The following is a 25510-nucleotide window of genomic DNA, read 5'->3' as shown; positions in this document are numbered from 1 at the left end:
ATTGGATGAAATTAATCAATATCTATGAGGCTTACAAAAAAGAAGCAAGGGAAATGCATAGTGAATATGAACGTTTAAAGACACCCTCCTCTTTACTAAATTTTGTACGTGAGGAAGCGAGGTTAAATGGCTTTGTCACAGCATTGCAGCATGTAACATTGACAAAGGAAATTACGATGATTATTGATGATTATCGTAGTGGGAATATTTCCAACTAAATATTCAATAAGTAACGGATATAGCCATTGGCAAGGTTAATGGACGAATATCACTACTAACAGCCCGCCACTCACTCACTCACTCACAAAATTACCACCCAGCATTAATAGCATATACGATGGAATCTTCATCAAGCAATAACATCATTATTATGGTCAATTATAGATACTAGGCTTAGCATGAATCAATGTCTGCAATAAATTGATATGCTAACATAAGGAAAACAGCAGGGGGGAAATTTATATGAAAACTACCGTACCACATTTGCAAAAGGGCGATTTAGTAGGAGTTATTGCATTGTCAAGCCATGGAGAGCCTGAAAAGCTAGGAGAGGGATTATCTTTTTTAGATGAATTAGGTCTTCACTATATTGTTGGTGATAGTATTTATGCACAACATCATTATTTGGCAGGTAATGATGATATGAGGTTAATAGATTTCCAAGATATGGTGAAGAATCCACAGGTGAAGGCGATCTTTTGTATAACAGGAGGCTATGGCTCTGCGCGAATAGCCGAAAAAATTGACTATGCTCTATTAGAGGAAAATCCTAAAATTTTCTGGGGCTTTTCAGATATAACATATTTACATTGCGCAATTAATGAGTACGCCAACCTCATAACATTTCATGGACCTATGCTAATGGCTGCTAGTAAAATAGATAATTTATCAAAGAAAATGTTTTTACAGCTATTTTCGCCAATGGAAATTCAGTATACAGAGGCGATTTCTCCGTTAACAACAATTGCAGAGGGTGTTGCACGTGGAGAACTAATTGGTGGGAATCTTCAACGGCTTGTTAACACAGTAGGGACTAAATTTGAGGTATGCACAGAGGGGAAAATTTTATTGCTGGAGGAAAGAGGTGAAGCAATTCCTAAAATCGATGCGATGCTTCAGCAATTAAAACAAGCAAGGAAGCTAGAGCAGCTAGCAGGTGTTGTGATTGGCTCCTTTATAGAGACAGGCTCTGATGAGGAGGAGCTACATGCTGTAATAAAAGACTATTTTGCCGAGCTAGGCATTCCAGTTGTGGCAGGGTTTAAAATTGGCCATGAGAACATGAATATCGCCATCCCATTAGGAGCAGATGCTATTTTAGATGCACAGGAGAAAGTATTAAAAATTTTACCAGGGGTGTATTAATGGGGTTATAGCTGAATTGATGGATAGAGCTGGGCAGAAATAAAGCTATGGATAGAGTGTTTAAATTAGTGGATAGAAACCTGAAAGTGGCAGATAGAACTCCGCAATTGACAGACAGAAATCAAAGCCGTGGATAGAACGCTCAAATTAATAGGTATAAAATCTCTAAAAATCCGCTAATCAAAGGGTAACTCCTTCAATTAGCGGATAGCATCCATTATTCCTTAATAAGGCTCAGCATCATGTCCTTTATTAACAGCGTCTTGGGGTGCTTGATTACCATCAATATTGCCAAGAGGCTTTGAAGCACTAGCATCTTTGCGAGCTTTATGCAAACCTTCCTTCAATAAGCGGCCATATTCTTCATCGGCTTCCTCTGCTAAAGCAATCATGGCATTTTGAATATCCATATGACAGACTGCTAAATCACGTATTAAATTTTCAAGCAGCTCATTGCGCTCCCATTGCTCAAAGCTACGATAAGTTTCACCAGCTTGCTTTGTATTATTTTGACGGTCAATAGATTCGCGAACAAGATTTCCCTCTACAAATGGTGTATATTCTTTCCCAGCTTGTGTTGCTTCCTTTAAACCATTTAACATCGAAGGCTCATAATTAATATGCGGATTTTGCCCAGGTGCTAGATCGCGTTTATACATCATTTGACCACCGCTTTGATTTGTTGCGACACGCTTTTTCGGTGCATTAATCGGCAATTGTAAATAGTTAGCGCCTACGCGATGACGCTGTGTATCCGAATAAGAAAATGTACGACCTTGCAGCATTTTATCATCTGAAAAATCTAAGCCATCGACAAGTACCCCCGTGCCGAAAGTTGCCTGCTCTACCTCAGCAAAATAATCTTCAGGGTTTTTATTTAACACCATTTTGCCAACAGGGTGCCAGGGGAATTGGTCATTTGGCCAAAGCTTTGTGTCATCCAATGGATCGAAATCAAGCTCAGGATGTGGGCCATCCTCCATAATTTGAACATGTAGCTCCCATTCAGGAAATTCTCCACGTTCAATGGCATCATATAAATCCTGTGTAGCATGATTGAAATTCTTCTGCTGAATCTCTTCCGCTTCCTTTTGTGTTAAGTTTTTAATACCTTGAAGCGGCTCCCAATGATATTTCACCAGAACGGCTTTTCCTTCATTATTCACCCATTTGTACGTATTAACGCCAGAGCCCTGCATCATTCGGTAATTCGCTGGAATGCCCCAAGGTGAGTAGACGAATGTTACCATATGGAAGGTTTCTGGAGAGCTAGCACAAAAATCAAAAAAGCGTTCAACGTTTTGGATATTTGTAATAGGGTCAGGCTTAAAGGCATGAATCATATCTGGAAATTTGAGGGCGTCACGAATAAAGAAGATTTTTAAATTATTTCCGACTAAGTCCCAGTTCCCATCCTCTGTATAAAATTTTACAGCAAAGCCCCGTGGATCTCGTAATGTTTCAGGAGAATGACCACCATGAATAACCGTAGAAAAGCGTACAAAGACAGGTGTCTGCTTTCCTTTATCCTGAAAGACCTTTGCACGTGTATATTTAGCAATTGGCTCATCACCAACAGTACCATAGGTTTCAAAATAACCATGTGCGCCAGCACCACGAGCATGCACGACTCGCTCTGGAATTCTTTCACGGTCAAAGTGACTCATTTTTTCTAGGAAATCATAATTTTCAAGCGTTGCAGGGCCGCGATTACCTACTGTTCGTAGATTTTGATTGTTTGTTACGGGATGCCCCTGTCTGTTTGTCAAGGTTGTATCTTGCTCATGTGTTGAATCATTGTGCTTTGTCATAATATGACCCCTCTTTCTTAATAGATAGTTCTATATTGTCCGTTATTGGGGCAAATTAGACATAAAATAAAAGGCTCTCCTACATGCAAGATGTAAGAGAGCCTTTGGATGGCGTTTTCAAATAATTTTCCAAGTTTTTTGAGTATGGCCATTGCCTATGGTTGGTGAGTAGTCATTGGTCATACAGTAACAGGTCACTTGTTATTGGTTTTCCATAGCTAAGGTTGAAAACGGCACATCCAACTCGGTTTGGAGTCTCACCGCCCCGAGATTAGAAATAACGAGAATCATCAAAGTTAAGCTGTATACTATAATTTTTAGCGTTAATTAGATTGGATAGCCTATGTGCATCTTTTTCAAGCTGAATTGCACGCTCCCGATAGGCATCAGGCTCGTACATTGCGATGTCATAAAGCACTGTATTTTCACCATAGCCAAGTCGCACGCTTTCCTTTTCGCGCATACTAAAGCCTTTACACAGCTCTACCTCAGCACGTAGCTGTGTGGCTAGCTCAATGGCTTCTACTAATGCTAGCTGTTCTCCTTTAAAATCTACGAAATTTTGAATATTTGCTTCATAGACTAAACGATCTAAGGTACGTGCATCAAGGCGAACTTGTGCTAACTCTCCTTCAATAATAGCTAGGGCTCGATTACTTGTTTTAGGTGCTTGTCCTTTTTCTACCGTGACAAAAGCACTGCGATGTAATTCCTCAACAAGCTCTTGAATTTTCTTGCCTAAAATACTTTTTAGTTTTACAGCCTCTGCAAGATTAATCATGAAGACACGTCCTTTTCGAGTATTATGGATGGTGCATCATTTGATAGGAGAGCAATCTGATAATCACCGCCATGAATTTGATGAAACATTTTACCTGCTACTGCAAGAAGATCATTCGCTGCTTCCGTTGACAATGATGGTCGTAGATAAAAAATATGTAATGCCTCGGTTGTGTCCTCTGAAACAGCTGTACGTTTAGAATCAACAAAAGGTGAGCCAAATGCACCGATTTCATCATGGCTGTAGAGAATATTTTTTAAGGAATTAAAGCGGCCATTTAAGCCTTCATAGCCAACCCCCTCATCTCCTAAAGCAATTTCTACATTCCCTTTTAGTTGTGCCATATCGTATAGACCAACAGGAACCTCATATTGTAGCGAGAAGAAATTATTTAAATCAACCCCTGAATGAAAGGGTGTTAAGTAGTTTTGTTTACTAACCCGACGCATTAGGCTTTCTGCTGAGTGGCGATAACGATTTGGGTCAGCACCAAGCTTTTTCCATAGCTGTCGCCATTCTACAATCCCTCCACGCTGTGTCACAGGTTGGTCCTGCATTTCTATAAAAAGATTTTCCTGATACAATTGCATACGACCTTTAATCATTTGAGGCGATTCTGCCACAACAATTTTGGTATAATGGATAATGCCGATTTTTAGTTCAGGATGTTTTGTTAAGAGAGATTGATTCATTGAAATTTCCAAAAAACATCACCTACTTTAACTGTTTTTATTATTGTACCATGTAAGGAGTTGGAAATAAAATGAACATACATGACCTACAACGTGATTTTGTGGCCTATGCGATGTCCATTGGCGTTGATAAAATAGGTTTTACAACAGCGGCTCCCTTTACAGAATTAAAAAACCGATTGCGTCGTCAGCAGGAGCTTGGCTATCAATCAGGCTTTGAGGAAAGTGATATTGAAAAACGGACTGAACCCCTTCAATTATTAGATGAAGCACAGAGCATTGTGGCGATAGCTGTTGCCTATCCCTCACGTATGCAAAATGCACCAGTTGGTAAAAAGGGTGCAAGACGAGGAATATTTTGCCGTGCTTCTTGGGGTGTCGATTATCATACAGCATTACGTGAACGGCTGGCTCTATTATCTGCATGGCTTGAGGAACGTGTTGAAGGTATATGTATTCAATCAATGGTAGATACAGGAGCTCTTGTGGATAGAGCAGTAGCAGAGCGAGCAGGAATAGGATGGAGCGGCAAAAACTGCTCAATTATTACCCCTGAATTTGGCTCCTACGTCTATTTAGGAGAGCTTATTACGAATATTCCCTTTGCACCAGATCAGCCAATGGAGGATGAATGTGGGGACTGTCGTCTATGCCTAGATGTGTGTCCAACAGGAGCATTAATCGAGGGAGGACAGCTAAATGCCCAGCGCTGTATTGCCTTTTTAACACAGACGAAGGGCATGCTTCCAGATGAGTTTCGGAGTCATATTGGCAACCGTCTATATGGCTGTGATACATGCCAGACAGTGTGCCCTAAAAATAAAGGAAAAATTAACTGGATTCATGAGGAATTTCAGCCAGATCCTGAGCTTGCAAAACCATTGTTAACACCACTTTTAACAATCTCTAATCGAGAGTTTAAGGCGAGATTTGGTCATGTTTCAGGCTCGTGGCGGGGGAAAAAGCCTATTCAACGCAATGCAATTTTTGCGCTTGCCCATTTTAAAGAGAAGCCTGCCGTGCCAGATTTAATTGCCTTACTTCAAAAAGATGAACGACCTGTTATTCGTGGTACAGCAGCATGGGCTTTAGGCAAAATAGGTGGAGAACAAGCACAAGCTGCCTTGCATGAAGCAGAAGTGATAGAGCAGGATGAAGAGGTGCTTGCAGAAATTCAAAAAGGTTTACAGTTTTTTTATTAATGTTGGAGCGAAGCCGCTCAAATCAGGGGTAGAATCGCTCATAAAAGTGGGGAAACCGCTCAAATCAAGGGTAGAACTGCTCATAAAAGCGTGAGAACCGCTCAAATTAGGAGAAAAACCGCTCGAAGTACCAACTAAAATGAACTGCCATCCAAAGAAATTTTTAATAAGGAAGTGTACCGTTATGCCATTGCATATCGTTTTATATCAACCAGAAATCCCTGCAAATACAGGAAATATTGCCCGTACTTGTGCTGGTACAAATACATCATTGCATTTAATTCGTCCACTTGGTTTTTCTACAGATGATAAAATGCTAAAACGTGCGGGCTTAGATTACTGGCATAGTGTCAATGTGGTCTACCATGACTCACTAGAAGACTTTATAGAATTCTCGAAAAATGGTGATGTTTATTTAATTGAAACATATAGTGAGGAACCATTTACCACGCATGATTTTAGCAATCGAGAAAGGGATATTTACTTTATGTTTGGAAAGGAAACAACAGGCTTGCCCAAGGAGTTTGCCTATGAGCGCCGAGATATGTGCCTGCGTATTCCACAAAGTGAGCATGTACGTTCATTGAATCTATCCAATACTGCGGCAATTGTTATTTATGAGGCTTTACGTCAACAAGGTTATCCAGGTTTACACTGATTCTCCAGCTAAATAAATCAATGCTCGAGCGACAATAAAAACTTTTATCGTCGCTCGGGTCTTTTTTTGAGAATAAATAATAGAAGTATTCGTTGTACTTGATAAGAAAGCTTTTTCAATAAGTTAAGGAGCGAAGTACATGAAAAGTTCACCGACCAATTTTATTGTCAGATTACAAAAACAAAAAGAAGATGCACTCGAATATATCATTGATGCATATATGCCACTTGTCAAAACCATTGCTACAAAAATTTTGCATAATATGAAACGGCCAGATATTGAGGAATGTATCAATGATGTATTTTTAATCGTTTGGCAAAATGCACATCAGTTTCAAGGGGACGCACAAGATTTTAAAAAATGGATTGGTGTCATTACAAAATATAAAGCGATTGACCGGTATCGGCAAACAGAAAAACAATTGTCATACGAGCAATCTGATGAGCCCCTTCAGCAACAGGCAAGTTCCTTACAGACAGACACCTCCATTTTACAGCGGGAGCAAAAAAACGAATTATTATTAGCCATCAGTCAGCTAGCAGATATAGATCGCGATATTTTTATGATGAAATATTATATGCAGCTCCAAAACAATGAGATTGCAGAAGCGTTAGGGCTGACGAAAGCAGCTGTTGATAATCGTTTATATCGCGGAAAGAAAGTATTAGCGACAAATATGAAGGTAAAGGGGCAATTTGTATGAGCATGAAGGAATGGATGAATTTAGATATTGATGAGCTAGAATTAGTAGAAGTATCCGAGGTCGAAAAGCAGCGTGTCAAACAGCATGTGTTGAAAAAGCGTCGTCAAGCATCTATTTGGCGACGATTAGCAGCTGTTGCCATTATCATGGTCGGTGCTACTACATTCACAGGCTTTGCATTCCCATCTGTTGCTTCACAAATTCCGTTTATGGATAATGTTATTGATTATTTCCAAGATGATGACCGTTCATATAAAGGTTTTGACATTTTCTCGACGGATGTTGGTCTTATCGAAACAAGTAATGGTATTACAGTGATGATTGATGATGCCATATACGATGGGACGAATGTGATCGTCTCCTTTGCCTTTGAGACTGAGCATGATTTTGGTCAGGATGTCTCTATATCTGCACCTCATTGGTTTTCTGTGGCTGGTGAGATTGGAGCTGGTGGCAGCATGCAAATAACGAAAATTAGTGAGACACGTTACGTTGGTTTAGCAAGAGTTACACCATTTTTTAAGGATGAGCAGTATCCGGAAACAGTGAATGTTACTTGGGAACCTAAAGTTTTTTATAGTACTACAGAGGATTTGAAAGTAAAAGGAGACTGGTCGTTCGCTTTCTCATTAAATCGTTTAAATGGTAATAAACAACTTATTAATCAAACTGTACAGCATCAAGATATTAGCTTCACACTTCAATCCATTGAATTTACGGATATATCAACCATTATTTCATACGAACAGCTAGTATCGGATGAATTACTTGAAAAATGGGATGGGGTCACACCGCTATTTTATATAACAGATGATCTTGGACATACGTATGTAAATGGTCTGAGTGGTCCTAGTACAAGTGTGGATAGCCAAAAGACATTGAATGGTTCCACTACATTTGATGCTATTCAGGAAGGAGCGAGTCAATTAATTATTCAGCCTGTGGAGATGGCAAGTCTTTGGGATGGCAAAGACTATATAGACATAAAACTTAAGCCAATTATTATTGATCTAAAAAAATAGAAAAGTGCCCCCTATAGTGAGACTATTTATAGGGGGATGCCTATTCAGTAAAACTTCAATAACACCACATTACCAGCAGGGTCTTCTGTCTGGAATCCTCCGTCTACTTCTACTACAGGTGCACCGATGGCACGAAGATTTGCTTTCATCGTTGTGGCCTGTTCTTCATCATTTAAACGCAATGAAACTGCTTTTAAACCGACTTGATGTTCACCAAGCTTCGGTGCATTCGCGGATTGCCACGTATTTAAGCCAATGTGATGATGATAGCGACCTGTAGAAATAAATAATGCTTGAGTACCATAACGTGTAACAATGTCAAAACCTAATCCCTTTGTATAAAATTGTTCTGCATCTGCTAAGTTAGAGACAGATAAATGAATATGCCCCATTACTGTATTAGCAGGTAGTCCATTCCAGCGACCATCACCCTCTGCTAAGATAGAATGAATATGAAGCGGCTCCGTTACCATATGCACCTGATTGACATGCCATAGCCATTCATGCTCAGGACGATCTGCATACACTTCAATACCGTTACCATCAGGATCATTTAAGTAAAGTGCTTCACTTACATGGTGGTCAGAAGCTCCAAAGTATACGTTTTTTTGATGAAAATGACTAATAATATTGGCTAAATCACGGCGGCTCGGTAATAGTAGGGCAAGGTGATACAAGCCAGTTGTTTGGCCTACTTTTTCTTCTACGCTTTCAGGCTGAACAATGGTTAATAATGCTGTTTGTCCATCCGCTGTTAAAGTTGCTTTATAGGTTTCTTGCTGCAAAATTTGAAAGCCGATTACTTCTTGATAGTATCGTAAGGAGCGGTGGAGATCACTTACCTTTAATTCAACGTTTGTGACATATGTGTTAGGTTTTTCATGAAAATGCATAGAGTATGCCTCCAGACTTAAGTTATCTTTTTTTATTTAGTTACTTTATGTAAGTTATATTAGTAGAAAAATAAAAGAAAGTCAAGAGGGCTATTGCTCTATCAAAAATAAGAAACTCACTAAGCACCTTAATAGGCTTAGTGAGTTTCTTGAGCTCTTATTTGTCAGCTTTGTAGTCGCCTTCGTATCCAGCAGTGAAAATAGCTGTTAAGAAAGCAACTGTTACGCCAATGATTAATAATAATTTCATGGAAGTAACCCTCCTCATGTTATAAAGAAATCTCTTTTTAGTATAGCCTATCCACTATAAAAATGAAATGACATAGCTAAATAAAATATGGCGGAAATGGTTCAAACATAGCGATAGCGGGAAAACTAGCAGTGAGGTGATCATTATGGAGAAAAAGGTACCAAATATTGAAAATGGAACGATGGCAAGAGATATGAAGGAATTAAAAGATTTAGGCAAGCAGATGGAGCATTTACGAGATGGCTTAGAGCTTGCTGAGGATGAACGAATTGCCGACCCTATTCAATTAGATGATGCTGAAATAGAAAAAGACAGGTAAAAAACTTCTTTATTTTTCTTAAAACCAATTTTTTGTATAATGGTACTAGGAAAAGAAAGGGGTTGTGATTTTTGCATTTACAATCGACTAAAACATTAGTAAATGGTGTAGAAATGCCTCGATTTGGCTTAGGTGTATATAAAATGACAGAGCGTGAGGAAACATTGCAGGCGATTGATACAGCATTAAAGTTTGGTTATCGCGCTATTGATACGGCATCTTTATATGGCAATGAAGCAGAGGTCGGAGAAGCGATTCGTTATTCAGGCATTCCACGCGAGGATATTTTTGTGACCACAAAAGTATGGAATAATGACCAAGGCTATGATGCGACATTACGTGCTTTTGAGGTTTCGTTAAAGAATTTAAATATGGATTACTTAGATTTATATTTAACTCATTGGGCTGTCCCAGAAACATTTGAAGAAACATATCGAGCGATTGAACGACTTTACGATGAAAAGTTAATTCGTGCAACAGGTGTATCAAATCATCATGAGCATCATTTAGAAAAAATATTGGCAAAGGCAAATACTGTGCCAATGGTAAATCAAGTGGAATTGCACCCTTATTTACAGCAACAACCATTAAGCGCATTTTGCAGGGAACATCAAATTGCAGTTACAGCATGGTCACCGCTTGGTCGTGGTGGTGTGCTGCATGACCCTACCATTGTGGAATTAGGGCAGGACATAGGCAAAACAGCTGCACAAGTCGTGTTACGTTGGCATTTACAAAATGATACACTTATTATACCTAAATCAGTGACACCTAGCCGAATCAAGGAAAATGCACAAATTTTTGATTTTGTATTAACTGAAGCGCAGATGGCTAAAATGGCTACATTAAATCGTGATCAACGTTTTGGACAACATCCAGATCATTTTAAGTTTGATTTTTAGTTATAAATAATCCCGCTTCTTGAATAGAGAAAGCGGGATTATTTGCTTACTGTTTATCTTTGACAATAATCCGTTTATTTAAAAATGGATGGTCAAATTCTAATTGGATGGCATGAAGCTCATAATCGTCGCTCGCTGTTACTCTTGCGCCATACATCGTGTCCCCAATAATCGGATGACCAATATAGGCTAAGTGGACACGAATTTGATGTGTTCTGCCTGTTTCCAAAATAAGATGCACTACACAGGAATTTTTATAACGTGCCACCACCTCATAATGTGTGACGGCATGTTGTCCAGATTTAGAGACCACACGTTTTGTAGCATGATGGCGGTCCTTTCCAATAGGTTCAGAAATTGTGCCAGATGCTCCACGGATATTACCCTGCACCTCTGCCGCATACATACGAATAATGGATTTTTCCTCAATCATCCGATCGAAAATGGATTTTGCTAATGGATGCTTTGCTACGAGTAATAAACCCTGTGTCCCTTTATCGAGCCGATGGATATGTTCTGCATAAATCCCGCCTTGTTCCTTAATATGTGCCATAACGTGGTTCATACAAGTATGTGTATCACGAGCATCATTGGGGTGCGTTGACATCCCCTTAGGTTTCGATACAATTAAGCAATGGTCATCCTCATAAACCACATCAATTGCACAAATAGGTGTTGGCTTGTAGTTAGAGGTTGGGATAGAGAATGCCACCTTGATGATTGAACCTGCCTGTAATGGTGTATTCCATTGAATAAGCTCATCATTTGCCAGTGTGATTGCTTTAGCCATTCGTAACTCATGGACAAGCTTTTTACCAAGTCGCCAATGATTACGTAATAGCTCTTCAATCGTTACATGATTTTCATTGATTTCATAAAGAAACATTCATCTTCCTCCGTAGAAAAGACCGTATTCCATCGGTAGAACACGGTCTCCTAATTATTTTGTAGCCTTTATTAAATAGAAGCTAGCTCCTGCAATTAACAAAAATGCAGTTAACGCCAAAAATGGAATAGTTATAAAGCCTAACCAGTTAATATATTGACCTGTACAAGATATGGCACCACAGGAAGGAGCATTTTCGGCTAAAAAACTAAGCTTTTGGATGCCGTAATGGTAGAGCGAGATACAACCGCCAATTACAGAAAAAACGGCTGTTGTAACAGCAATACGTGCATTTTTTTGGATAAATGCTATGGTTACTATAATAACAATAGGGTACATAAAAATACGTTGAATCCAACACAGTTTACAAGGCTCATAATGACGAATTTCAGAAAAATATAGTGAACCAAGTGTCGCTATAACTGAAACAATCCAAATAAATAATAAGCTATTTTCCTCTTTTTTAGACATCTGAGTTCTTCCCTTCATCAAACTATGTACTTGTACGATTATAGTTGTTCCCGTTTTAGATGTAAATGAAGTTACACAAAATAAGTTGTATCCATGAAAGATGAATTTCAGTCTAAAGTATGAATGGCTGATGCAGACGTTTCTAATTCCTTAATGGTATGATTAAAGTAGCGCTAAAGAAGAGGTGTTTTCGTGAAAGAAAATGAGCATTCCAATATCAGTATTTTAAAAGAAATTGCTGAGCTGTTAAATGAAGAAACTGAAATTGCCACAATGCTAAAAGGTGCACTAATTCGATTTTTAAATGGCACTAACTTTGAAACCGGTTGGATATTTTTTATTGATGCAAAGGGACGCTCAGAACTGGTTGTTCATGAAAATTTGCCAGAGGCCTTGGAATATAATCATTGTCATTATTTAAAAAAGGGCGGATGTTGGTGTGTATCTCGTTATCGTAATGAGGAGCTAAAAAAAGCCTCTAATATTATTGAATGTCAACGTATTGAAAGTGCCATAGCTGCAAATGTTGGCGATCACGCAGGTATTACTCATCATGCAACAGTGCCCTTGCAATCTGGACAAGAGCGTTTTGGCGTATTAAATGTTGCTTCCAAGGATACAGTACGCTTTTCAGAAGAAGAGCTAGCTTTATTAGAATCTGTAGCATTTCAGATGGGCTCTGCTATTAAGCGTATTTTACTGACCAAGCAAGAGCAAGAAATGGCACTTGTTAAGGAGCGAAACCGTCTAGCACGTGACTTACATGACTCTGTAAATCAGCTATTGTTCTCAGTGACATTAACAGCGAGAGCTGGTATCGAAATGACAGAGGATAGCGATATTAAAGAAACCTTTAAAGAAATACAGCATTTAACACAAGATGCTCTAACAGAAATGCGTGCACTTATTTGGCAACTGCGACCAAAAGGCCTAGAAAACGGATTACTGGAAGCGATTAAAGTATACGCTGACATGCTTGGCTTAAAACTACATGTTACGGTTTCAGGTGTCCTGCAATTTCCTTCACGTATTGAAGAAACATTATTTCGTGTAGCACAGGAGGCCCTTAATAATATACGTCGTCATGCAGGCGTACTAGAAGCGGCACTGTACATTACAGTTACATCGACAGATATTTTACTCGTTATTCGTGATGAGGGACGAGGCTTTGTCATTGATAACAATACAAAGTTATTATCAATGGGCTTACAATCCATCAAAGATCGTGCAAAATCAGTGGGTGGCACTGCTGATTGGGTAAGTGAAATTGGCAAAGGCACAGAGCTACTAATTCGCTTGCCGTATTAAGGGGGAGAAAACATGATACGTGTATTAATTGCAGACGATCATCATGTGGTGCGTCGAGGACTATTGTTTTTTTTAAAGACACAAAAGGATATTGAAGTGGTTGGTGAGGCGAAAAATGGATATGAAGCTGTAGCATTAGCAGAAAGCATCCAACCAGATATTATTTTAATGGATTTAGTAATGCCTGACATGGATGGTATTCAAGCGACAAAGCGTATTAAAGCAAAGTTTCCACAAATTGAAATTTTAATGCTAACGAGCTTTTCTGATCGTGACCATGTAGTGCCAGCAATGGAGGCTGGAGCGGCAGGCTATCAGTTAAAAGATATTGAGCCAGATGAATTGGTCTTATCCATTCGTCGTATTATGCGTGGTGAAAACACTTTGCATCCTGAGGCTACGTCAACGCTTGAAATGGAGCGCCAAGAATCCCAAAATGCCCCACACCTTTTAAATCCACTAACGCCACGTGAACAGGATGTGTTGGCTGAGCTTACGAAGGGAAAAAGTAATCGAGAAATTGCAGCTTCCTTATTTGTAACAGAAAAAACGGTGAAAACACATATTTCTAATATTTTTACCAAGTTACAAGTACAAGATCGAACACAAGCCGCACTGTATGCTGTTAAACATGGCCTAACAGAGGGCAGTGGCATTTAAAAATAAACGACGGGCTTCTACAAACTATGTAGCAGTCCGTCGTTTTTATATAGTATTAGCTATGCTGTGCAAATAATTTTTTTGATATTTCTAATAAGGTAGAGCTTGGTGTGAGTGCTAAATCTTCCTTTAATTTTTGACGGTATGTTTGAAAAACGCTGTATGCTTGCTTATGAAGTCCAGCCTGGATTAATGTATATAAATAATGTTCAAGCTTTTGTTCGTTATAGGGATCATATTCTAATACCCTATTTAAAAAATCCATGGCTTTCTCTATATCAGAAAGGACAGTTTTTTGAAACCCTTTTTCTAACAACTCTATGTATGATTTCGTTAGTTTATCTTTATAAGTAGTAGCCCATTCATAGTCATCGTATATAAACAAACCATTTTTATAAATTGCCAAACATTGATCAATTAATGAAATGGGAGGAGACTCCAATTTTAAAAATTCCTCATAAAATTTTTGGAAATCATATAAATCACAGACAATATTCGGTTTTTCAAAGACATAGTATTTATTTGAAAAAACAATACAATTATTATAGCCAACCGTATTTAGTGCTTTTCTTAAATATGACAATGCCGTATGAAGATTGGATTTTGCGCGTACATAGTCTAAATCTGGCCATAAAATTTCAATTAAATAATCCCGATGAATGGGTATATTAGGATGCAAAATAAAATAAGCAAATAATTCCTTTGTTTTTTCCGTTTTAAATGCCACTAAACGCTTATTGCTATAGACAGCAAATTGATCAAAGCATTGTACATTGAGTATAGTGTGTGCATGTTGCTGTAACATTTGCTGAATTGAAAACTCATGCTCAATACGGGTTATTGTTTTTGCTAGGCGTGCATGATTGATAGGCTTTAATAAATAATCAAGACCGCCAATTTCATAGGCTTGTAGCGCAAACTCCTGATAGGTAGTAATAAATACAACACTTACATAGGAACGCTCTGTTTTAATAATATCAGCGATTTCAAGTCCAGAAAGTTCTTGTAGCTTTACCTCTAAAAATATAACATCAAACTCTATCATGGGTAGCTCATTTAGAAAGGTTTCAATGCTTGTAAAGGTTTGAATGACTTGTATTTGCTGAAATGTTTGTAGTTTATTTTGAAAATAATGTAAAGCTAAAGGTTCATTATCTAGTAAAACGGCTCGAATCATATCAAACTCTCCTTCTTACAATTAAATTAAAAACTATTAAACTCTAGCTTATTTTAGTCTAAAAGTCTTTGTTTTATATAATAAAAGAGCATATAATGGAAAAATATTTAATTATTTTTGTTAAATAATTGATTTTATTGAAAGGGAATTTATTATAATGAAATATTGAAGCTAATCCATCACCATCTCATATACAGAAAAAGCTTTTAAGTGTGTTAAGAAAATTAAAAGAATTATGTAATGATCATGGAACAGCTAGCTATCATTTTAATGATTAAACAATTCTTATAAAAAATAAAACAACACTGTTTCCGGAAAGAATGACTAGTTCTCATAAGTAACAAGTATTATTTGTATGATATTGTAATAATTTACTAGTGGTATTATAGTACATTTGGTTTAAATAAAACTTAAAGAATACTTAAATAACTAGTGTATTAGTAATTAATATGACAACAATAATAGGTATAAGGAAATATGTAGAAAGAGAGGTGTTACAATGAAATTAGAACGACTACTTACAATGACGATGATTTTAATTAACCGAAGAAAGGTGAAGGCACAGGAATTAGCAGACCTATTGGATGTATCTGTTCGTACGATTTATCGAGATATTGAAACATTGAGCTGTGCAGGTATTCCCGTTATAAGCCAACAAGGAGTAAATGGCGGCATTTGGTTAATAGAGGGTTATCGTATGGATAAGCAAGTTTTAACAAAGGCTGAGCTTACTTCGCTATCAATAGCGATTAAAAGTACGTTAACAGGCTATGAGGATGCACATGCAGAGGCAGTACTGGAAAAATTAACAAGCATTGCAGATGATACGACTAAACAGTCTATAGAGCACCTATTTATAGACCTCAGTCCTTGGCAGCCAAATACGCTTATGAAGAAGAAACTTACATTATTAAAAAATGCGATTAAAAATGAACAGTATGTAAGCTTTAGTTATTCCACTACATATGGTGAGCAAACCAAGCGCTTAGTTGAGCCACATACATTAGTGCAAAAAGGGAGGCTATGGTATTTATATGGCTATTGCACATTAAGAAAGGGTTTTCGCCTATTTAAGCTTGTTAGAATGAACCAGTTACAGCTACAAACAGCAACCTTTGAGCGTAGAGAAGTACATTTATCGAAGCTTCCATGGAATAAAGCGTGGCATCAGCCGCAAAACCTTGTTAATTTAGTAATCTCCTTTGATAGAGCCATAACAACATTAGTGGAAGAATCATTTGGGTCTGAACATATCGATTATGAGCGTGCAATGATTGTGATAGCCATACCAGAGGATGAGTGGCTCTATGGTTTCTTGCTTAGCTTTGGTCATCGTATAAAAATCATTGAACCTTCTTATATAAGAGACATTATTCAAAAGCGTGCACAGGAAATTGTCCATTTATATAAAACCTGACAAACAGTTGTCAGGTTTCCTTTGCTATTGTTGGTAACAAATAAGGTGAAGGGTGGAAGCAATGATGCCAAACAATTGTCAAAGCTGTGGTATGCCATTAGTGGATGAATCATTATTAGGCACTGAACAAGAGGGGCAAAAGAGTCAGGAGTACTGTGTGTATTGCTATGAAGCAGGGGAGTTTAAGCAGCCGAATTTGACAGTGACAGAAATGATAGAGTATTGTCTCCCGTATTTACAGCAAGATGGAATGTCAGAAGGGGAAGCCCATAAAATGCTAGCTTCTTTTTTACCAAGCTTAAAGCGCTGGAGAAAGGATAAATTAATAGTGCCAAAAATAGTGGAACGAGATGCGTTTTATATTGTAGGTATCTCAGCTAATACAAGCAATGCGAAGGAAATTACAGCACAAGCCAAAATCCCGCAATTATGGTCAGACTTTTATCAGAAAAATATTATTGGTCAAAGTACAAATCCAGATAACCAAACGATTTATGCATTATATTCGGACTATCAAACAGATGTCAATGGAGATTATACAATAACACTTGGAATAGGAGTAACCAATAGAAGTGAGGTTCCTACTGGTATGGTGCTCAAAGTAATACCGGCAGCTAAGTATATGGTATTTACCTCTAAGAGGGGAGCAATACCAGAGATTGTTATTCAGGTATGGCAGGATATTTGGGCATGGTTTGCAGGCTCAGATGTAGAACGCGCTTACACTGGTGACTTTGAATTATATGATGAACGTAGCACTAATCCACAAGAAGCACAGGTAGCTATTTATATTGCAATTAAATAACAACAAGCCTCCTACCCGAATAGTGGTAGGAGGCTTGTTGTTGGTATAAATATCTCACAAAAATGCTTTTCGTGTAAAAATGGAGAAACTTTTATTTCAAATATTAACCAAAAACAGATGTTAATGTGATAAAATACTTTTATAAAGAGTATATACTGGGTAATGTGGAAAAAGATGTTTTATAGAGAGTGTATAAGGATACAGTTAGAAAGCCTTGGTTATCAAGTAAATTTGAAGAGTACTTAACAGATTTATTATAACAGCATAAGGTCACCTTGTTTAAAAAACAATAAATGTATCTTTAGCAGGGAGATCTGGCGACTTCTTACTAGCCAGCATACGAAGCAAGTTTTATGTTCAAAGATGAAACAAAAGATTAATTGGAAAATAGAAGCATTGGAAAAGCCAAAAGACTTAGGAGTGCCAGCATTACGCAGGTGTTTGAGAATATCTAATTCTTTCAATACGGATTCTATTTCAGTAGGTAGTTGCGTATTTGAATCATTATTCTCTAGCATACATAGGAAAAGACACCTCTTTTGTTTTGATAGGGATTCTAGGCAAATCAACTATACCAAAAGAAGAGGTATTTTTTCATGTTTGAAATCTTTAGAAAAGAACTTACTACAGGAATTACAAGCACTAGCAGTATTTATTTTTTATGACGCTTGGCGATTTACTTTTTAGTTGTGTGACAATTTATATTCGCTTTTTATTGAAACATTTGGTCTCAATAAATCATTGGAGGAATTACTAAAGTAATTTAAATAGCTGTTAAAAGATTTATCCCTCCAACAAGCCGCTGTTATTTATCGTATGGTACAGGAGCCTATTGTGGAAGGCAGATAAACATGCAAATGCAACTGTAGTAACATTACAAATTATTTCACAGAATAAACCTAATCAAAAACCGAATATTGGGCTAGGAGGTAGACAAGAAAGAATCAACTATTATGATGGAACTTTTAACGTTTTATCTAACAAACCACAAAAAACACTTATTACTACAACAATGCAGAAGGGTGAGTATATTGAAGATTATGGTAGTAGATGACCATATAGCATTAGGTGAGGGAACACAGGCAATATTGCAAATGGGAATCGAAAATAGTCAAGTAGATGTCTTTACAGAGCCAACACACGCTTTACAACAGCTAAGTTCAGAACTCTATGATGTATATGTGATTGATTTTCATTTAAAAGATATGAATGGGCTGACCTTTGTAGAACAGCTAGTAAAAATTCATCCAAAGGCTGTAGCTATTATTTATACAGGTCATAATATTGAGCAACATATACCTGATTTATTGGAGAAAGGGATAATTGGATTTATTAATAAAACAGAAAGTAAAAAGCGGTTGATTGATACGGTTCAATATGCATATGAAGGAAATGTAATTATTCCATTGGATATACTTCGAACAATCATTCAAAATAAGAAGATCTTCCATTTAACAGAACGGCAAAGAAAAATTATGGAATTAGCAAAAACAGGTGCAAAAAATAAAGAAATTGCCTCTGAATTATATGTCAGTCAAAGAACTGTGGAAAAGGATTTAACACAGATTTTTTCAAAGTTAAATGTTATGTCAAGAGTGGAAGCTATTAGTAAGTGGAGTGAATTTGAATAGACTTTAAGCTTTTCACTACTTATTTTGAATAAATATCTTAAATTACTTTAGAGCTAAATAGAGCGAAATCTCTCTTGTGAAGGAGATGAATAGATAAAAAACATTCGTATGAACCAAAGCCTCTTACCATCATTCAGTAAGAGGCTTTGGTTCAACATGTATAAGTGCTTCATAAAAATGATTTTTTCTATTTTTTCAGTCATACGATGACGATCTATTATAGTTAACATCATTTCTCCAGTTACGGTTACATCGAAAAATACATATTGCCATATGCGTGACTATAAAAACCTATTTATTAACATTAATTATTTAATTTGTCAACGCATAAAATAAATGTGGAAAACCGCACTATTAATTTAAATGGAAAAATTGGTAATATAAGTGTGAAAAGAGAGATTCTTTTTAAATTATATAAAGGGAGAAAGAGAATATGAAGAAATTGAGTATGTTAAAGTTAGTGGTTATTGCAGCAATGGCTATGTTTGTAGCAATGTCTGGTTTTCAAGGGAGTGCTTTTGCCTTAAGCGCAGAAAGTCCTAAAAAGCAAGCGAATGTAGGTGGGCATTCATATTCCTACTATTCAACAATTCATCAATATGGGTCAAGTACTTGGGCTCAAGGTACAGTTGAAGTTTCTACAGGGTTGGCCCCTTCAATGGGAATTGATGCAAAGTTATATACAAGTAAGGGAAAGCTTGTTGTATCTAGTGGTTGGCAGTTTAGTAACTACAATAGCTCCTACTTTACAATAACTTCTCCGATCCTTGTTGGTGAAGGAACGCACTATGCAAAATCGCAGATGAAGTTTTATAAAGGGAATAGTTATAGCACCTATACGAGTAATGCAACACCAATTCTACAAAGTTACTCTCTTCTTACTGCAATGCCAGAAGAAGCATATGCAGTCAATGAAAATGGTTTAACATATGGCACTGATTTTTATGCAGAGTCACTAGAAGATAGTCCAGATTTAGTAGCAGTTATTGGAACAAATGGGGTTGAAGGGTATGTGTATGCGAAAGAGCTTTATCCAGAATTAACGACGTTTGATGAAGTAACAGCATATATCAATTCAGGGCAACAATCTTATACTGTGCCTGTATATGCAGAAGATGGCGTAACAATTGTAGATAGCTTTACAATCGGTACTAAAGAATCATAATCAATCCATTTTCGATATAGCAAAATGAAGAAATGTAAAAGCAAAGCCATATGCCGAAATGGGTGTAACCATTATTTTCGAGTATGGCTTTTTGTTATTTCAGTAAATCAATGTATCATACTCCTTTGGCAAACATGGAGTGTTGTTATATCTTTTGAATGGAGGAATCAAAGGGTGGATAAGAAAAAAAAGGGGAAGAAGCCTTGGAATCTTTTTTTAGCTGCAACCTTAATGGTAAGTAGTGCGGTAGTCGTTAGCGTACCAGAGAAAGCAAAGGCTGATTCAACGATCATTTGTGTATCAGCGGTTAAGGGAGATGATAAAAATAACGGGACATTTGAAAAACCTTTTAAAACACTTCAAGCAGCATATGATAAAGCGAAAAATGGGGATGTGATTGCCATCTATACTGATTTAGATGTAGCTGGGCAAGCCTTAAACGCTAATAAGAACAAAGAAGTGGTTATAGTAGGTATGAGATATGGAAACGAGGGGAGCGAGAATACGATCATAAAATTTACAGGGGGAGATCAAGAGCAGCCTTTTATCAATGTTACAAAGGGTTCTGTTAGGATCCAAAATTTTATACTATCAGGGGATAATATTCCTAGAAAAAAGCCATTTATTGCAGTTTCTAACAAGGCAACCATCGCATTCACTCAAGACATAATTATTAGAGATTCCTCAGTTAACGGGGAGGGGGTAATTCACAACAATGGTGGCATTATAATTATAGATATAGATAAAATAGATACACCAGGTGATGTTGTAGAGATTACAAATCTAAGATCAACAAAAGGTGCTATTCATCTGACGGATAAGGCACAACTTCATATTGGGAATGCGATTATTAGTGGCAATATAGGTAGCGGTTTGCGGGTAGAAGGGAATAGCAAGGTATACATTTATGCTAATGCTAAAATTATGGGCAATTATTTGGAAGAAGATCGACAAATTCCTTCCAATGTCTATTTGGCTAAAGGACAGCAATTATTTGTAAGTGAAAAACTAAAGCACGATATTGGTGTCTCTACGGAGGAGGAACCGGTAGCGAATAAAGATGTATTAATAGCTAGTGGGATGAAGGAAGGTAGCAAAGATTACACAGTAACAAGGCAAGATAAAAATAAGTTTATACTTGATAGAGGTCAAGGAACGATCGCATTGAAGAAAAATGATGGGGATATGGAGGATAAAATCTATCTTACGCTTGACGCTGTTAAACCAGAACCACCAGACCCAGATCCCGATGATCCAGAGCCACCAGTAGTAGTAGATGCTTTAGAAATTACAGAACCTGAAGATGGTGCCATTATTACAGACCTTGAGCAACTAAAATTTAAGGGGAGTGTCACAACAAATGGTACAACAACAATTGATGTGGCACTGGTGGATGTAAATGATAAACGAATTTTGGGGCAAGTAGATGAGCAGACAGGGAAATGGTCGTTTACACCAAATGAGAACTTAATAAATGGTAAATATACGTTCACTGTAATAGCAAAATCAGTACCTGATGGAAAAATAATAGGGAAAAAAACTCATAAGTTCACGATTCAAACAGAGTTAGTTGACAAAACTGCCCTGCAAAAAAAAGTGGATGAAAGCAAGACCTTACATGAAAAAGATTACACATCGGATAGTTGGAAGAAGTATCAAGAGGCATTAGCCAAAGCACAAAAGGTATTAGCGGATGAGAAGGCTACAAAAGAGGATGTCCAAAAAGCATTAGAGCTCTTAACAACCATGCAAAATAACCTTGTAAAAGTAAATGAAAAAGTAGAACAGGGATTAAAAGTATTAATACCATCCGCAGGTACATTAAGTCCAAATTTTTCACCTGATATTATGAAGTATCAACTAACAGTGGATTTTCCTATCTCCCATATGACATTCGATACAGGAGGAATACCCGTTACCCTAAAAGTAAATGGAAAAGAAGTAACAGATTCCATCCCATTAGCAGTCGGGATGAATCGAGTGGTGATCCTCACAGCAGATGGCAAGGAATATATGGTGGAGGTGACACGTTTAGCGGATACCTCATCTAATGATCGTACAGAAAATGGTGATTGGTGGATCCCGTGGACACCAACGCCAGAACAACCCGTTCCATTACCTCAGCCAGAACCAAAACCACCAGTAATACAAGCAAACGGTACACATCGTGCCTATATCCAAGGTTTCCCTGATGGTACATTTGGTCCAAATAAAAATGTTACACGTGCGCAAGTAGCCATAATGATTGCGCGTGTTTTAGTCTACCAAGCCAGTACAACAAAGGCTACAAACGCACCATTTAAAGACATCGCCAAAGACCATCAAGCAGTGGAGGAAATAACCTTTTTGAAAGAGCGTGGCATTATGAATGGTGATAAAAATGGTAATTTTCGTGCAGATGAACATATTACACGTGCAGAAATGGCAACCCTAATTGCGAATTTCAAAGAGTTAACGATTGACAAAAATAGGATGATTACTTTTAACGATACAAAAGGGCATTGGGCACAATGGATTATTGAAGCGAATCGCGAAACAGGTATTATCGATGGTTACGAAGATGGCAGTTTTGCACCGAATGCCTACCTGACCCGTGCACAAGCTGTTGTTATGATAAACCGCATGTTTAACTTTGATCCACTACAGGGGGCAAGAACACCAAGCTTCCTAGATGTATCTACAACACATTGGGCATTTAAGGATATAGAGAAAGCGGCAACGACTCATGACTATATCTTGAAAGACGGGCACAAATACTTTTTCGAATAAGGGTGTCCTCTTTCTAAAACAGTAAGTGTTAACTCCCCACTTCAACCATCAGTTAAGTGGGGGTGACTAGCTGGCTCGATATGCACAAGCACTTCACAGAAACGGTTTTCGCGTAAAACCGTTTTTTCTATTTTTTCAGTAATACGATGGCTATCTATTACATTTAACATTGGATCTACAGTTACAGTTACATCGATAAAATACATATTGCCATGTGCGCGACCACGAAGGTCAATCAGTTCTTGGACACCTTCTACATTGCGGATTAATACCGATAAAGTTTCCGCCTCTTCGATATCAAACGCATCTGTTAGGCTTTGTACAGCCTCCCAAAAAATTTCGACAGCAGTTTTGATAATTAATAAGGCAACAATAAGCGCTGTTAGTGAGTCAATAATCGGAAAGCCGAAAATCGCGCCAAAAATCCCGATGGCTGTACCAATACTAACAAGTGCATCTGAGCGATTATCAAAGGCGGCTGCTTTCACAGCGGCACTTTTAATTTTTTTAGAGAGTGCCAAATTATAACGATACACCACATACATCACAGCGGCACTTCCCATAGCGACATAAGCTGTTGAAAGGGAGGGTGTTGTACCAGTAGGCTCCCATAGGCTTTGTAATGAATTGATAAGAACTTGAAGACCAACAATAAGCATAATAAAAGATGCTACTAAAGAGGCAACCGTTTCAGCACGTAAATGACCGTATTGATGATTGGAATCAGGTGGCCTCTGTGCAATGCGTAAGCCAATTAATACGGCGATGGAGGCAATAATATCTGTCGTATTATTTAAACCGTCTGCCTTTAATGCCTCTGAGGTGCCAATATAGCCAATCGTGAGCTTAATGGAGCTTAGGATTAAATATGTACCAATGGATAACCAAGCGCCTTTTTCCCCTTGACGTAAATTTGTATAGAGCTCCATATTGTTTCCTCCTCACAAAACTTTCGAACATTAGAAAACGACCCCCTTTGAAAAAAGGGAGTCGTTTTCTATTATTTATTATGACAGTATTTGCTCCCACCCCTATAGAGTGTAAGCGAAAAACCATGTTTATAATCGTATCATGGCAAAGGTGATAAGGCAAATTTATATTAGTCAATCACCGTGTCAATTTTATTTAATAAATCACTTTCAGGCAATTTCAGAATTTCTAAGTATAAAATATGGTGACCATCTAATTCTTTGGCGATAAATTCATAACCTTGCTCTTGGATGCTATCTCCTTCGACTGCATCAAAGCGCTTTGTCATAAACCAACCACCAATCGTATCAATATCATCGTCTTCTATGTCAGTACCCAGCATATCATTTACATTTTCAAGCAACATCTTGGCATCTAAAATAAAATGATTTTCTGCAATTTCTTGTACCTCAGGAATTTCATCTTCATCGAATTCATCTTGAATATCACCGACAATTTCCTCAATAATATCTTCGATTGTGACTAAGCCAGATGTTCCGCCATATTCGTCCATTAAAATTGCCATATGAATACGTTCGCGTTGAATTTTTAGTAATAGCTCGTTAATTTGTGTAGTTTCCATCACTCGAATAATCGGCTGCATATAATCTATAACAGGTTTATCACCATTTTTCGAGTCTTTAATGTAAGCGGTTAATAAATGCTTCATGTTAACTAAGCCAATAATATGGTCTTTATCACCATCAATAATTGGATAACGCGTATACTGCTCAACCCCCATTAAATCGAACACTTCTTTAATGGTTAGCTCTTTTTCAATACCGACGATTTCAGTGCGAGGAACCATAATTTCCTTTGCAAGACGATCTGAGAATTCAAAAATACTGTTTACATATTCATATTCTGCGTTATTAATTTCTCCACCCTTTAAACTATCCGATAAAATCATACGCAGCTCTTCCTCTGTATGAGCAACCTCTGATTCAGACATCATTTTTAAGCCGAAAAGACCTGTTAAGGCACGAGCAGAGCCGTTTAATAGCTTAATGATCGGATAGGTAATATTGTGAAATAAAATTAATGGACCTGAAAAGGCTAATGTAACAAGTTCTGCTTTTTGGATGGCTAATGTTTTTGGCGCCAATTCCCCAATAACAACATGCATAAACGTTACAAGTGAGAATGCAAGTATAAATGAAAGGATAGATGTTATACTACCACTCAAGTTTAGAAATTCAAACACTGGGTGTAAAATAATTTCAAAGGTAGGCTCACCAAGCCAACCTAAACCAAGTGCAGTAATGGTAATACCTAGCTGACAAGCAGATAAGTATTCATCTAAATCTGACACAACACGTTTTGCGTTTTTCGCTTTTTTATGCCCTTCTGCGAGCAATTGATCAATACGTGTAGACCTCACTTTAACGATGGCAAATTCAGTTGCAACGAAAAATCCTGTCATTATAATGAGCAGGGCGAATGCCGCCAACCTAATGGTTATCTCCAATATGTCTCCGTCCAAATAATCCCTTTGTTCCCGCCCAAATGAGGGAAGTAAACAAAGTGTACACCTCCTATGATTTTAAAAATTGTTGGATATTTCAATCATAAGTTATTTACAAGGAAAACACAAATATTGACAACGTTTTTTTCTTTGTTTTGCAATAAAATATTTAAAGGTGACTAGTTTCAA

Annotated in this window: 25 protein-coding genes; 16 read left to right on the top strand and 9 right to left on the bottom strand. The window is 37.5% G+C overall.

The annotated features are described in order from the left end of the window. Positions 1–5: 5 nt before the first annotated feature. Together MHB44_RS18770 and MHB44_RS18765 are read left to right on the top strand one after the other, a co-directional pair. The gene (locus MHB44_RS18770; protein ID WP_341300403.1) at positions 6–218 is read left to right on the top strand and encodes a hypothetical protein; all 213 of its coding nucleotides are present in this window, start codon (positions 6–8) and stop codon (positions 216–218) included. A 244-nt stretch (positions 219–462) separates the two neighbouring features. Beyond that, a complete protein-coding gene (locus MHB44_RS18765) occupies positions 463–1365 on the top strand; it encodes an LD-carboxypeptidase (protein ID WP_341300402.1) in 903 nt (300 codons plus the stop codon). Positions 1366–1589: 224 nt separating this feature from the next. Here the strand turns inward: MHB44_RS18765 and MHB44_RS18760 are convergent, their stop codons facing one another. The 3 genes from MHB44_RS18760 to MHB44_RS18750 all read right to left on the bottom strand — a co-directional run bounded on the left by MHB44_RS18760 (position 1590) and on the right by MHB44_RS18750 (position 4661). After that, entirely contained in the window at positions 1590–3176 is a 1587-nt protein-coding gene (locus tag MHB44_RS18760) for a catalase (RefSeq protein WP_341300401.1), read from the bottom strand. A 271-nt stretch (positions 3177–3447) separates the two neighbouring features. Continuing rightward, positions 3448–3957, bottom strand: a complete 510-nt coding sequence (locus MHB44_RS18755; RefSeq protein WP_341300400.1) for a hypothetical protein — start codon at positions 3955–3957, stop codon at positions 3448–3450. Then, complete coding sequence (locus MHB44_RS18750) at positions 3954–4661, bottom strand: phenylalanine--tRNA ligase beta subunit-related protein (RefSeq protein ID WP_341300399.1); 708 nt, start codon at positions 4659–4661, stop codon at positions 3954–3956. Before MHB44_RS18750 ends, MHB44_RS18755 begins: the two co-directional genes overlap by 4 nt. A gap of 59 nt (positions 4662–4720) precedes the next feature. Between MHB44_RS18750 and queG the strand changes: the two genes are divergently transcribed. The 4 genes from queG (at position 4721) to MHB44_RS18730 (ending at position 8234) form a co-directional block, all read left to right on the top strand. Beyond that, positions 4721–5851 (top strand): tRNA epoxyqueuosine(34) reductase QueG, encoded by a 1131-nt coding sequence (queG, locus tag MHB44_RS18745; protein ID WP_341300398.1) that lies wholly within the window; start codon positions 4721–4723, stop codon positions 5849–5851. A 184-nt stretch (positions 5852–6035) separates the two neighbouring features. Beyond that, positions 6036–6509 (top strand): tRNA (uridine(34)/cytosine(34)/5-carboxymethylaminomethyluridine(34)-2'-O)-methyltransferase TrmL, encoded by a 474-nt coding sequence (gene trmL, locus MHB44_RS18740; protein ID WP_053995190.1) that lies wholly within the window; start codon positions 6036–6038, stop codon positions 6507–6509. A 139-nt stretch (positions 6510–6648) separates the two neighbouring features. Continuing rightward, positions 6649–7212, top strand: a complete 564-nt coding sequence (locus MHB44_RS18735) for a sigma-70 family RNA polymerase sigma factor (RefSeq protein ID WP_341300397.1) — start codon at positions 6649–6651, stop codon at positions 7210–7212. Continuing rightward, complete coding sequence (locus tag MHB44_RS18730; RefSeq protein ID WP_341300396.1) at positions 7209–8234, top strand: DUF4179 domain-containing protein; 1026 nt, start codon at positions 7209–7211, stop codon at positions 8232–8234. The genes MHB44_RS18735 and MHB44_RS18730 overlap by 4 nt, the downstream gene beginning before the upstream one ends. Before the next feature lie 44 nt (positions 8235–8278). Here the strand turns inward: MHB44_RS18730 and MHB44_RS18725 are convergent, their stop codons facing one another. Next, positions 8279–9127, bottom strand: a complete 849-nt coding sequence (locus tag MHB44_RS18725; protein WP_341300395.1) for a VOC family protein — start codon at positions 9125–9127, stop codon at positions 8279–8281. Between the two features lie 395 nt (positions 9128–9522). Between MHB44_RS18725 and MHB44_RS18720 the strand changes: the two genes are divergently transcribed. Together MHB44_RS18720 and MHB44_RS18715 are read left to right on the top strand one after the other, a co-directional pair. Then, positions 9523–9696 carry a hypothetical protein gene (locus tag MHB44_RS18720; RefSeq protein ID WP_341300394.1) on the top strand — a complete coding sequence of 58 codons (174 nt, stop codon included), beginning with the start codon at positions 9523–9525 and terminating at the stop codon, positions 9694–9696. A gap of 71 nt (positions 9697–9767) precedes the next feature. Beyond that, positions 9768–10598 carry an aldo/keto reductase gene (locus MHB44_RS18715; protein ID WP_341300393.1) on the top strand — a complete coding sequence of 277 codons (831 nt, stop codon included), beginning with the start codon at positions 9768–9770 and terminating at the stop codon, positions 10596–10598. A gap of 46 nt (positions 10599–10644) precedes the next feature. Here the strand turns inward: MHB44_RS18715 and MHB44_RS18710 are convergent, their stop codons facing one another. Both MHB44_RS18710 and MHB44_RS18705 read right to left on the bottom strand, forming a co-directional pair. Then, entirely contained in the window at positions 10645–11484 is an 840-nt protein-coding gene (locus MHB44_RS18710; RefSeq protein ID WP_341300392.1) for an RluA family pseudouridine synthase, read from the bottom strand. A 54-nt stretch (positions 11485–11538) separates the two neighbouring features. After that, positions 11539–11955, bottom strand: coding sequence for a disulfide oxidoreductase (locus MHB44_RS18705; RefSeq protein WP_341300391.1), 417 nt, complete (start codon positions 11953–11955; stop codon positions 11539–11541). Positions 11956–12147: 192 nt separating this feature from the next. On the opposite strand from MHB44_RS18705, the gene MHB44_RS18700 reads away from it, so the two are divergent. Both MHB44_RS18700 and MHB44_RS18695 read left to right on the top strand, forming a co-directional pair. Next, positions 12148–13263 carry a GAF domain-containing sensor histidine kinase gene (locus tag MHB44_RS18700; RefSeq protein ID WP_341300390.1) on the top strand — a complete coding sequence of 372 codons (1116 nt, stop codon included), beginning with the start codon at positions 12148–12150 and terminating at the stop codon, positions 13261–13263. A 12-nt stretch (positions 13264–13275) separates the two neighbouring features. Next, positions 13276–13923, top strand: a complete 648-nt coding sequence (locus MHB44_RS18695; protein WP_341300389.1) for a response regulator transcription factor — start codon at positions 13276–13278, stop codon at positions 13921–13923. Between the two features lie 55 nt (positions 13924–13978). On the opposite strand, the gene MHB44_RS18690 is transcribed toward MHB44_RS18695, so the two are convergent. Further along, a complete protein-coding gene (locus MHB44_RS18690) occupies positions 13979–15100 on the bottom strand; it encodes a response regulator (protein WP_341300388.1) in 1122 nt (373 codons plus the stop codon). A 499-nt stretch (positions 15101–15599) separates the two neighbouring features. Here MHB44_RS18690 and MHB44_RS18685 point away from each other — a divergent pair, with 499 nt between their 5' ends. The 6 genes from MHB44_RS18685 (at position 15600) to MHB44_RS18660 (ending at position 22887) form a co-directional block, all read left to right on the top strand. After that, the gene (locus MHB44_RS18685) at positions 15600–16517 is read left to right on the top strand and encodes a YafY family protein (RefSeq protein ID WP_341300387.1); all 918 of its coding nucleotides are present in this window, start codon (positions 15600–15602) and stop codon (positions 16515–16517) included. A gap of 61 nt (positions 16518–16578) precedes the next feature. After that, a complete protein-coding gene (locus MHB44_RS18680; RefSeq protein WP_341300386.1) occupies positions 16579–17322 on the top strand; it encodes an effector binding domain-containing protein in 744 nt (247 codons plus the stop codon). A gap of 832 nt (positions 17323–18154) precedes the next feature. After that, positions 18155–18376, top strand: a complete 222-nt coding sequence (locus tag MHB44_RS18675; protein ID WP_341300385.1) for a hypothetical protein — start codon at positions 18155–18157, stop codon at positions 18374–18376. Further along, on the top strand, positions 18363–18953 hold the full coding sequence (locus MHB44_RS18670) for a response regulator transcription factor (protein WP_341303003.1): 591 nt from the start codon (positions 18363–18365) through the stop codon (positions 18951–18953). Before MHB44_RS18675 ends, MHB44_RS18670 begins: the two co-directional genes overlap by 14 nt. A gap of 433 nt (positions 18954–19386) precedes the next feature. Then, positions 19387–20118: a hypothetical protein gene (locus MHB44_RS18665; protein WP_053995176.1), complete on the top strand. Its 732-nt coding sequence runs from the start codon at positions 19387–19389 to the stop codon at positions 20116–20118. 174 nt (positions 20119–20292) lie between these two features. Further along, positions 20293–22887 carry an S-layer homology domain-containing protein gene (locus MHB44_RS18660; protein ID WP_341300384.1) on the top strand — a complete coding sequence of 865 codons (2595 nt, stop codon included), beginning with the start codon at positions 20293–20295 and terminating at the stop codon, positions 22885–22887. 41 nt (positions 22888–22928) lie between these two features. Here the strand turns inward: MHB44_RS18660 and MHB44_RS18655 are convergent, their stop codons facing one another. Both MHB44_RS18655 and MHB44_RS18650 read right to left on the bottom strand, forming a co-directional pair. After that, a complete protein-coding gene (locus MHB44_RS18655; RefSeq protein ID WP_341300383.1) occupies positions 22929–23816 on the bottom strand; it encodes a cation diffusion facilitator family transporter in 888 nt (295 codons plus the stop codon). Between the two features lie 170 nt (positions 23817–23986). Continuing rightward, positions 23987–25324 carry a hemolysin family protein gene (locus tag MHB44_RS18650; protein WP_341300382.1) on the bottom strand — a complete coding sequence of 446 codons (1338 nt, stop codon included), beginning with the start codon at positions 25322–25324 and terminating at the stop codon, positions 23987–23989. Positions 25325–25510: the final 186 nt, after the last annotated feature.

Origin of the sequence: Lysinibacillus sp. FSL H8-0500, assembly GCF_038051955.1 — a bacterium.
In the GTDB taxonomy this organism is placed as follows: Bacteria; Bacillota; Bacilli; order Bacillales_A; family Planococcaceae; genus Lysinibacillus; species Lysinibacillus macroides.
Note: the sequence above shows the minus strand (reverse complement) of the source record. Positions and strands in the feature narration are given on the sequence as shown.

Bases quoted from the DNA above. Each gene is read 5' to 3' on its own strand.
- MHB44_RS18695 (WP_341300389.1), top strand. From the start codon at position 13,276: ATGATACGTGTATTAATTGCAGACGATCATCATGTGGTGCGTCGAGGA.
- MHB44_RS18655 (WP_341300383.1), bottom strand. From the start codon at position 23,816: ATGGAGCTCTATACAAATTTACGTCAAGGGGAAAAAGGCGCTTGGTTA.
- MHB44_RS18770 (WP_341300403.1), top strand. From the start codon at position 6: ATGAAATTAATCAATATCTATGAGGCTTACAAAAAAGAAGCAAGGGAA.
- MHB44_RS18720 (WP_341300394.1), top strand. From the start codon at position 9,523: ATGGAGAAAAAGGTACCAAATATTGAAAATGGAACGATGGCAAGAGAT.
- MHB44_RS18735 (WP_341300397.1), top strand. From the start codon at position 6,649: ATGAAAAGTTCACCGACCAATTTTATTGTCAGATTACAAAAACAAAAA.
- MHB44_RS18710 (WP_341300392.1), bottom strand. From the start codon at position 11,484: ATGTTTCTTTATGAAATCAATGAAAATCATGTAACGATTGAAGAGCTA.
- MHB44_RS18690 (WP_341300388.1), bottom strand. From the start codon at position 15,100: ATGATTCGAGCCGTTTTACTAGATAATGAACCTTTAGCTTTACATTAT.
- MHB44_RS18705 (WP_341300391.1), bottom strand. From the start codon at position 11,955: ATGTCTAAAAAAGAGGAAAATAGCTTATTATTTATTTGGATTGTTTCA.
- MHB44_RS18755 (WP_341300400.1), bottom strand. From the start codon at position 3,957: ATGATTAATCTTGCAGAGGCTGTAAAACTAAAAAGTATTTTAGGCAAG.
- trmL (WP_053995190.1), top strand. From the start codon at position 6,036: ATGCCATTGCATATCGTTTTATATCAACCAGAAATCCCTGCAAATACA.
- MHB44_RS18680 (WP_341300386.1), top strand. From the start codon at position 16,579: ATGATGCCAAACAATTGTCAAAGCTGTGGTATGCCATTAGTGGATGAA.
- MHB44_RS18765 (WP_341300402.1), top strand. From the start codon at position 463: ATGAAAACTACCGTACCACATTTGCAAAAGGGCGATTTAGTAGGAGTT.
- MHB44_RS18725 (WP_341300395.1), bottom strand. From the start codon at position 9,127: ATGCATTTTCATGAAAAACCTAACACATATGTCACAAACGTTGAATTA.
- MHB44_RS18730 (WP_341300396.1), top strand. From the start codon at position 7,209: ATGAGCATGAAGGAATGGATGAATTTAGATATTGATGAGCTAGAATTA.
- MHB44_RS18670 (WP_341303003.1), top strand. From the start codon at position 18,363: ATGGTAGTAGATGACCATATAGCATTAGGTGAGGGAACACAGGCAATA.
- queG (WP_341300398.1), top strand. From the start codon at position 4,721: ATGAACATACATGACCTACAACGTGATTTTGTGGCCTATGCGATGTCC.
- MHB44_RS18685 (WP_341300387.1), top strand. From the start codon at position 15,600: ATGAAATTAGAACGACTACTTACAATGACGATGATTTTAATTAACCGA.
- MHB44_RS18665 (WP_053995176.1), top strand. From the start codon at position 19,387: ATGAAGAAATTGAGTATGTTAAAGTTAGTGGTTATTGCAGCAATGGCT.
- MHB44_RS18760 (WP_341300401.1), bottom strand. From the start codon at position 3,176: ATGACAAAGCACAATGATTCAACACATGAGCAAGATACAACCTTGACA.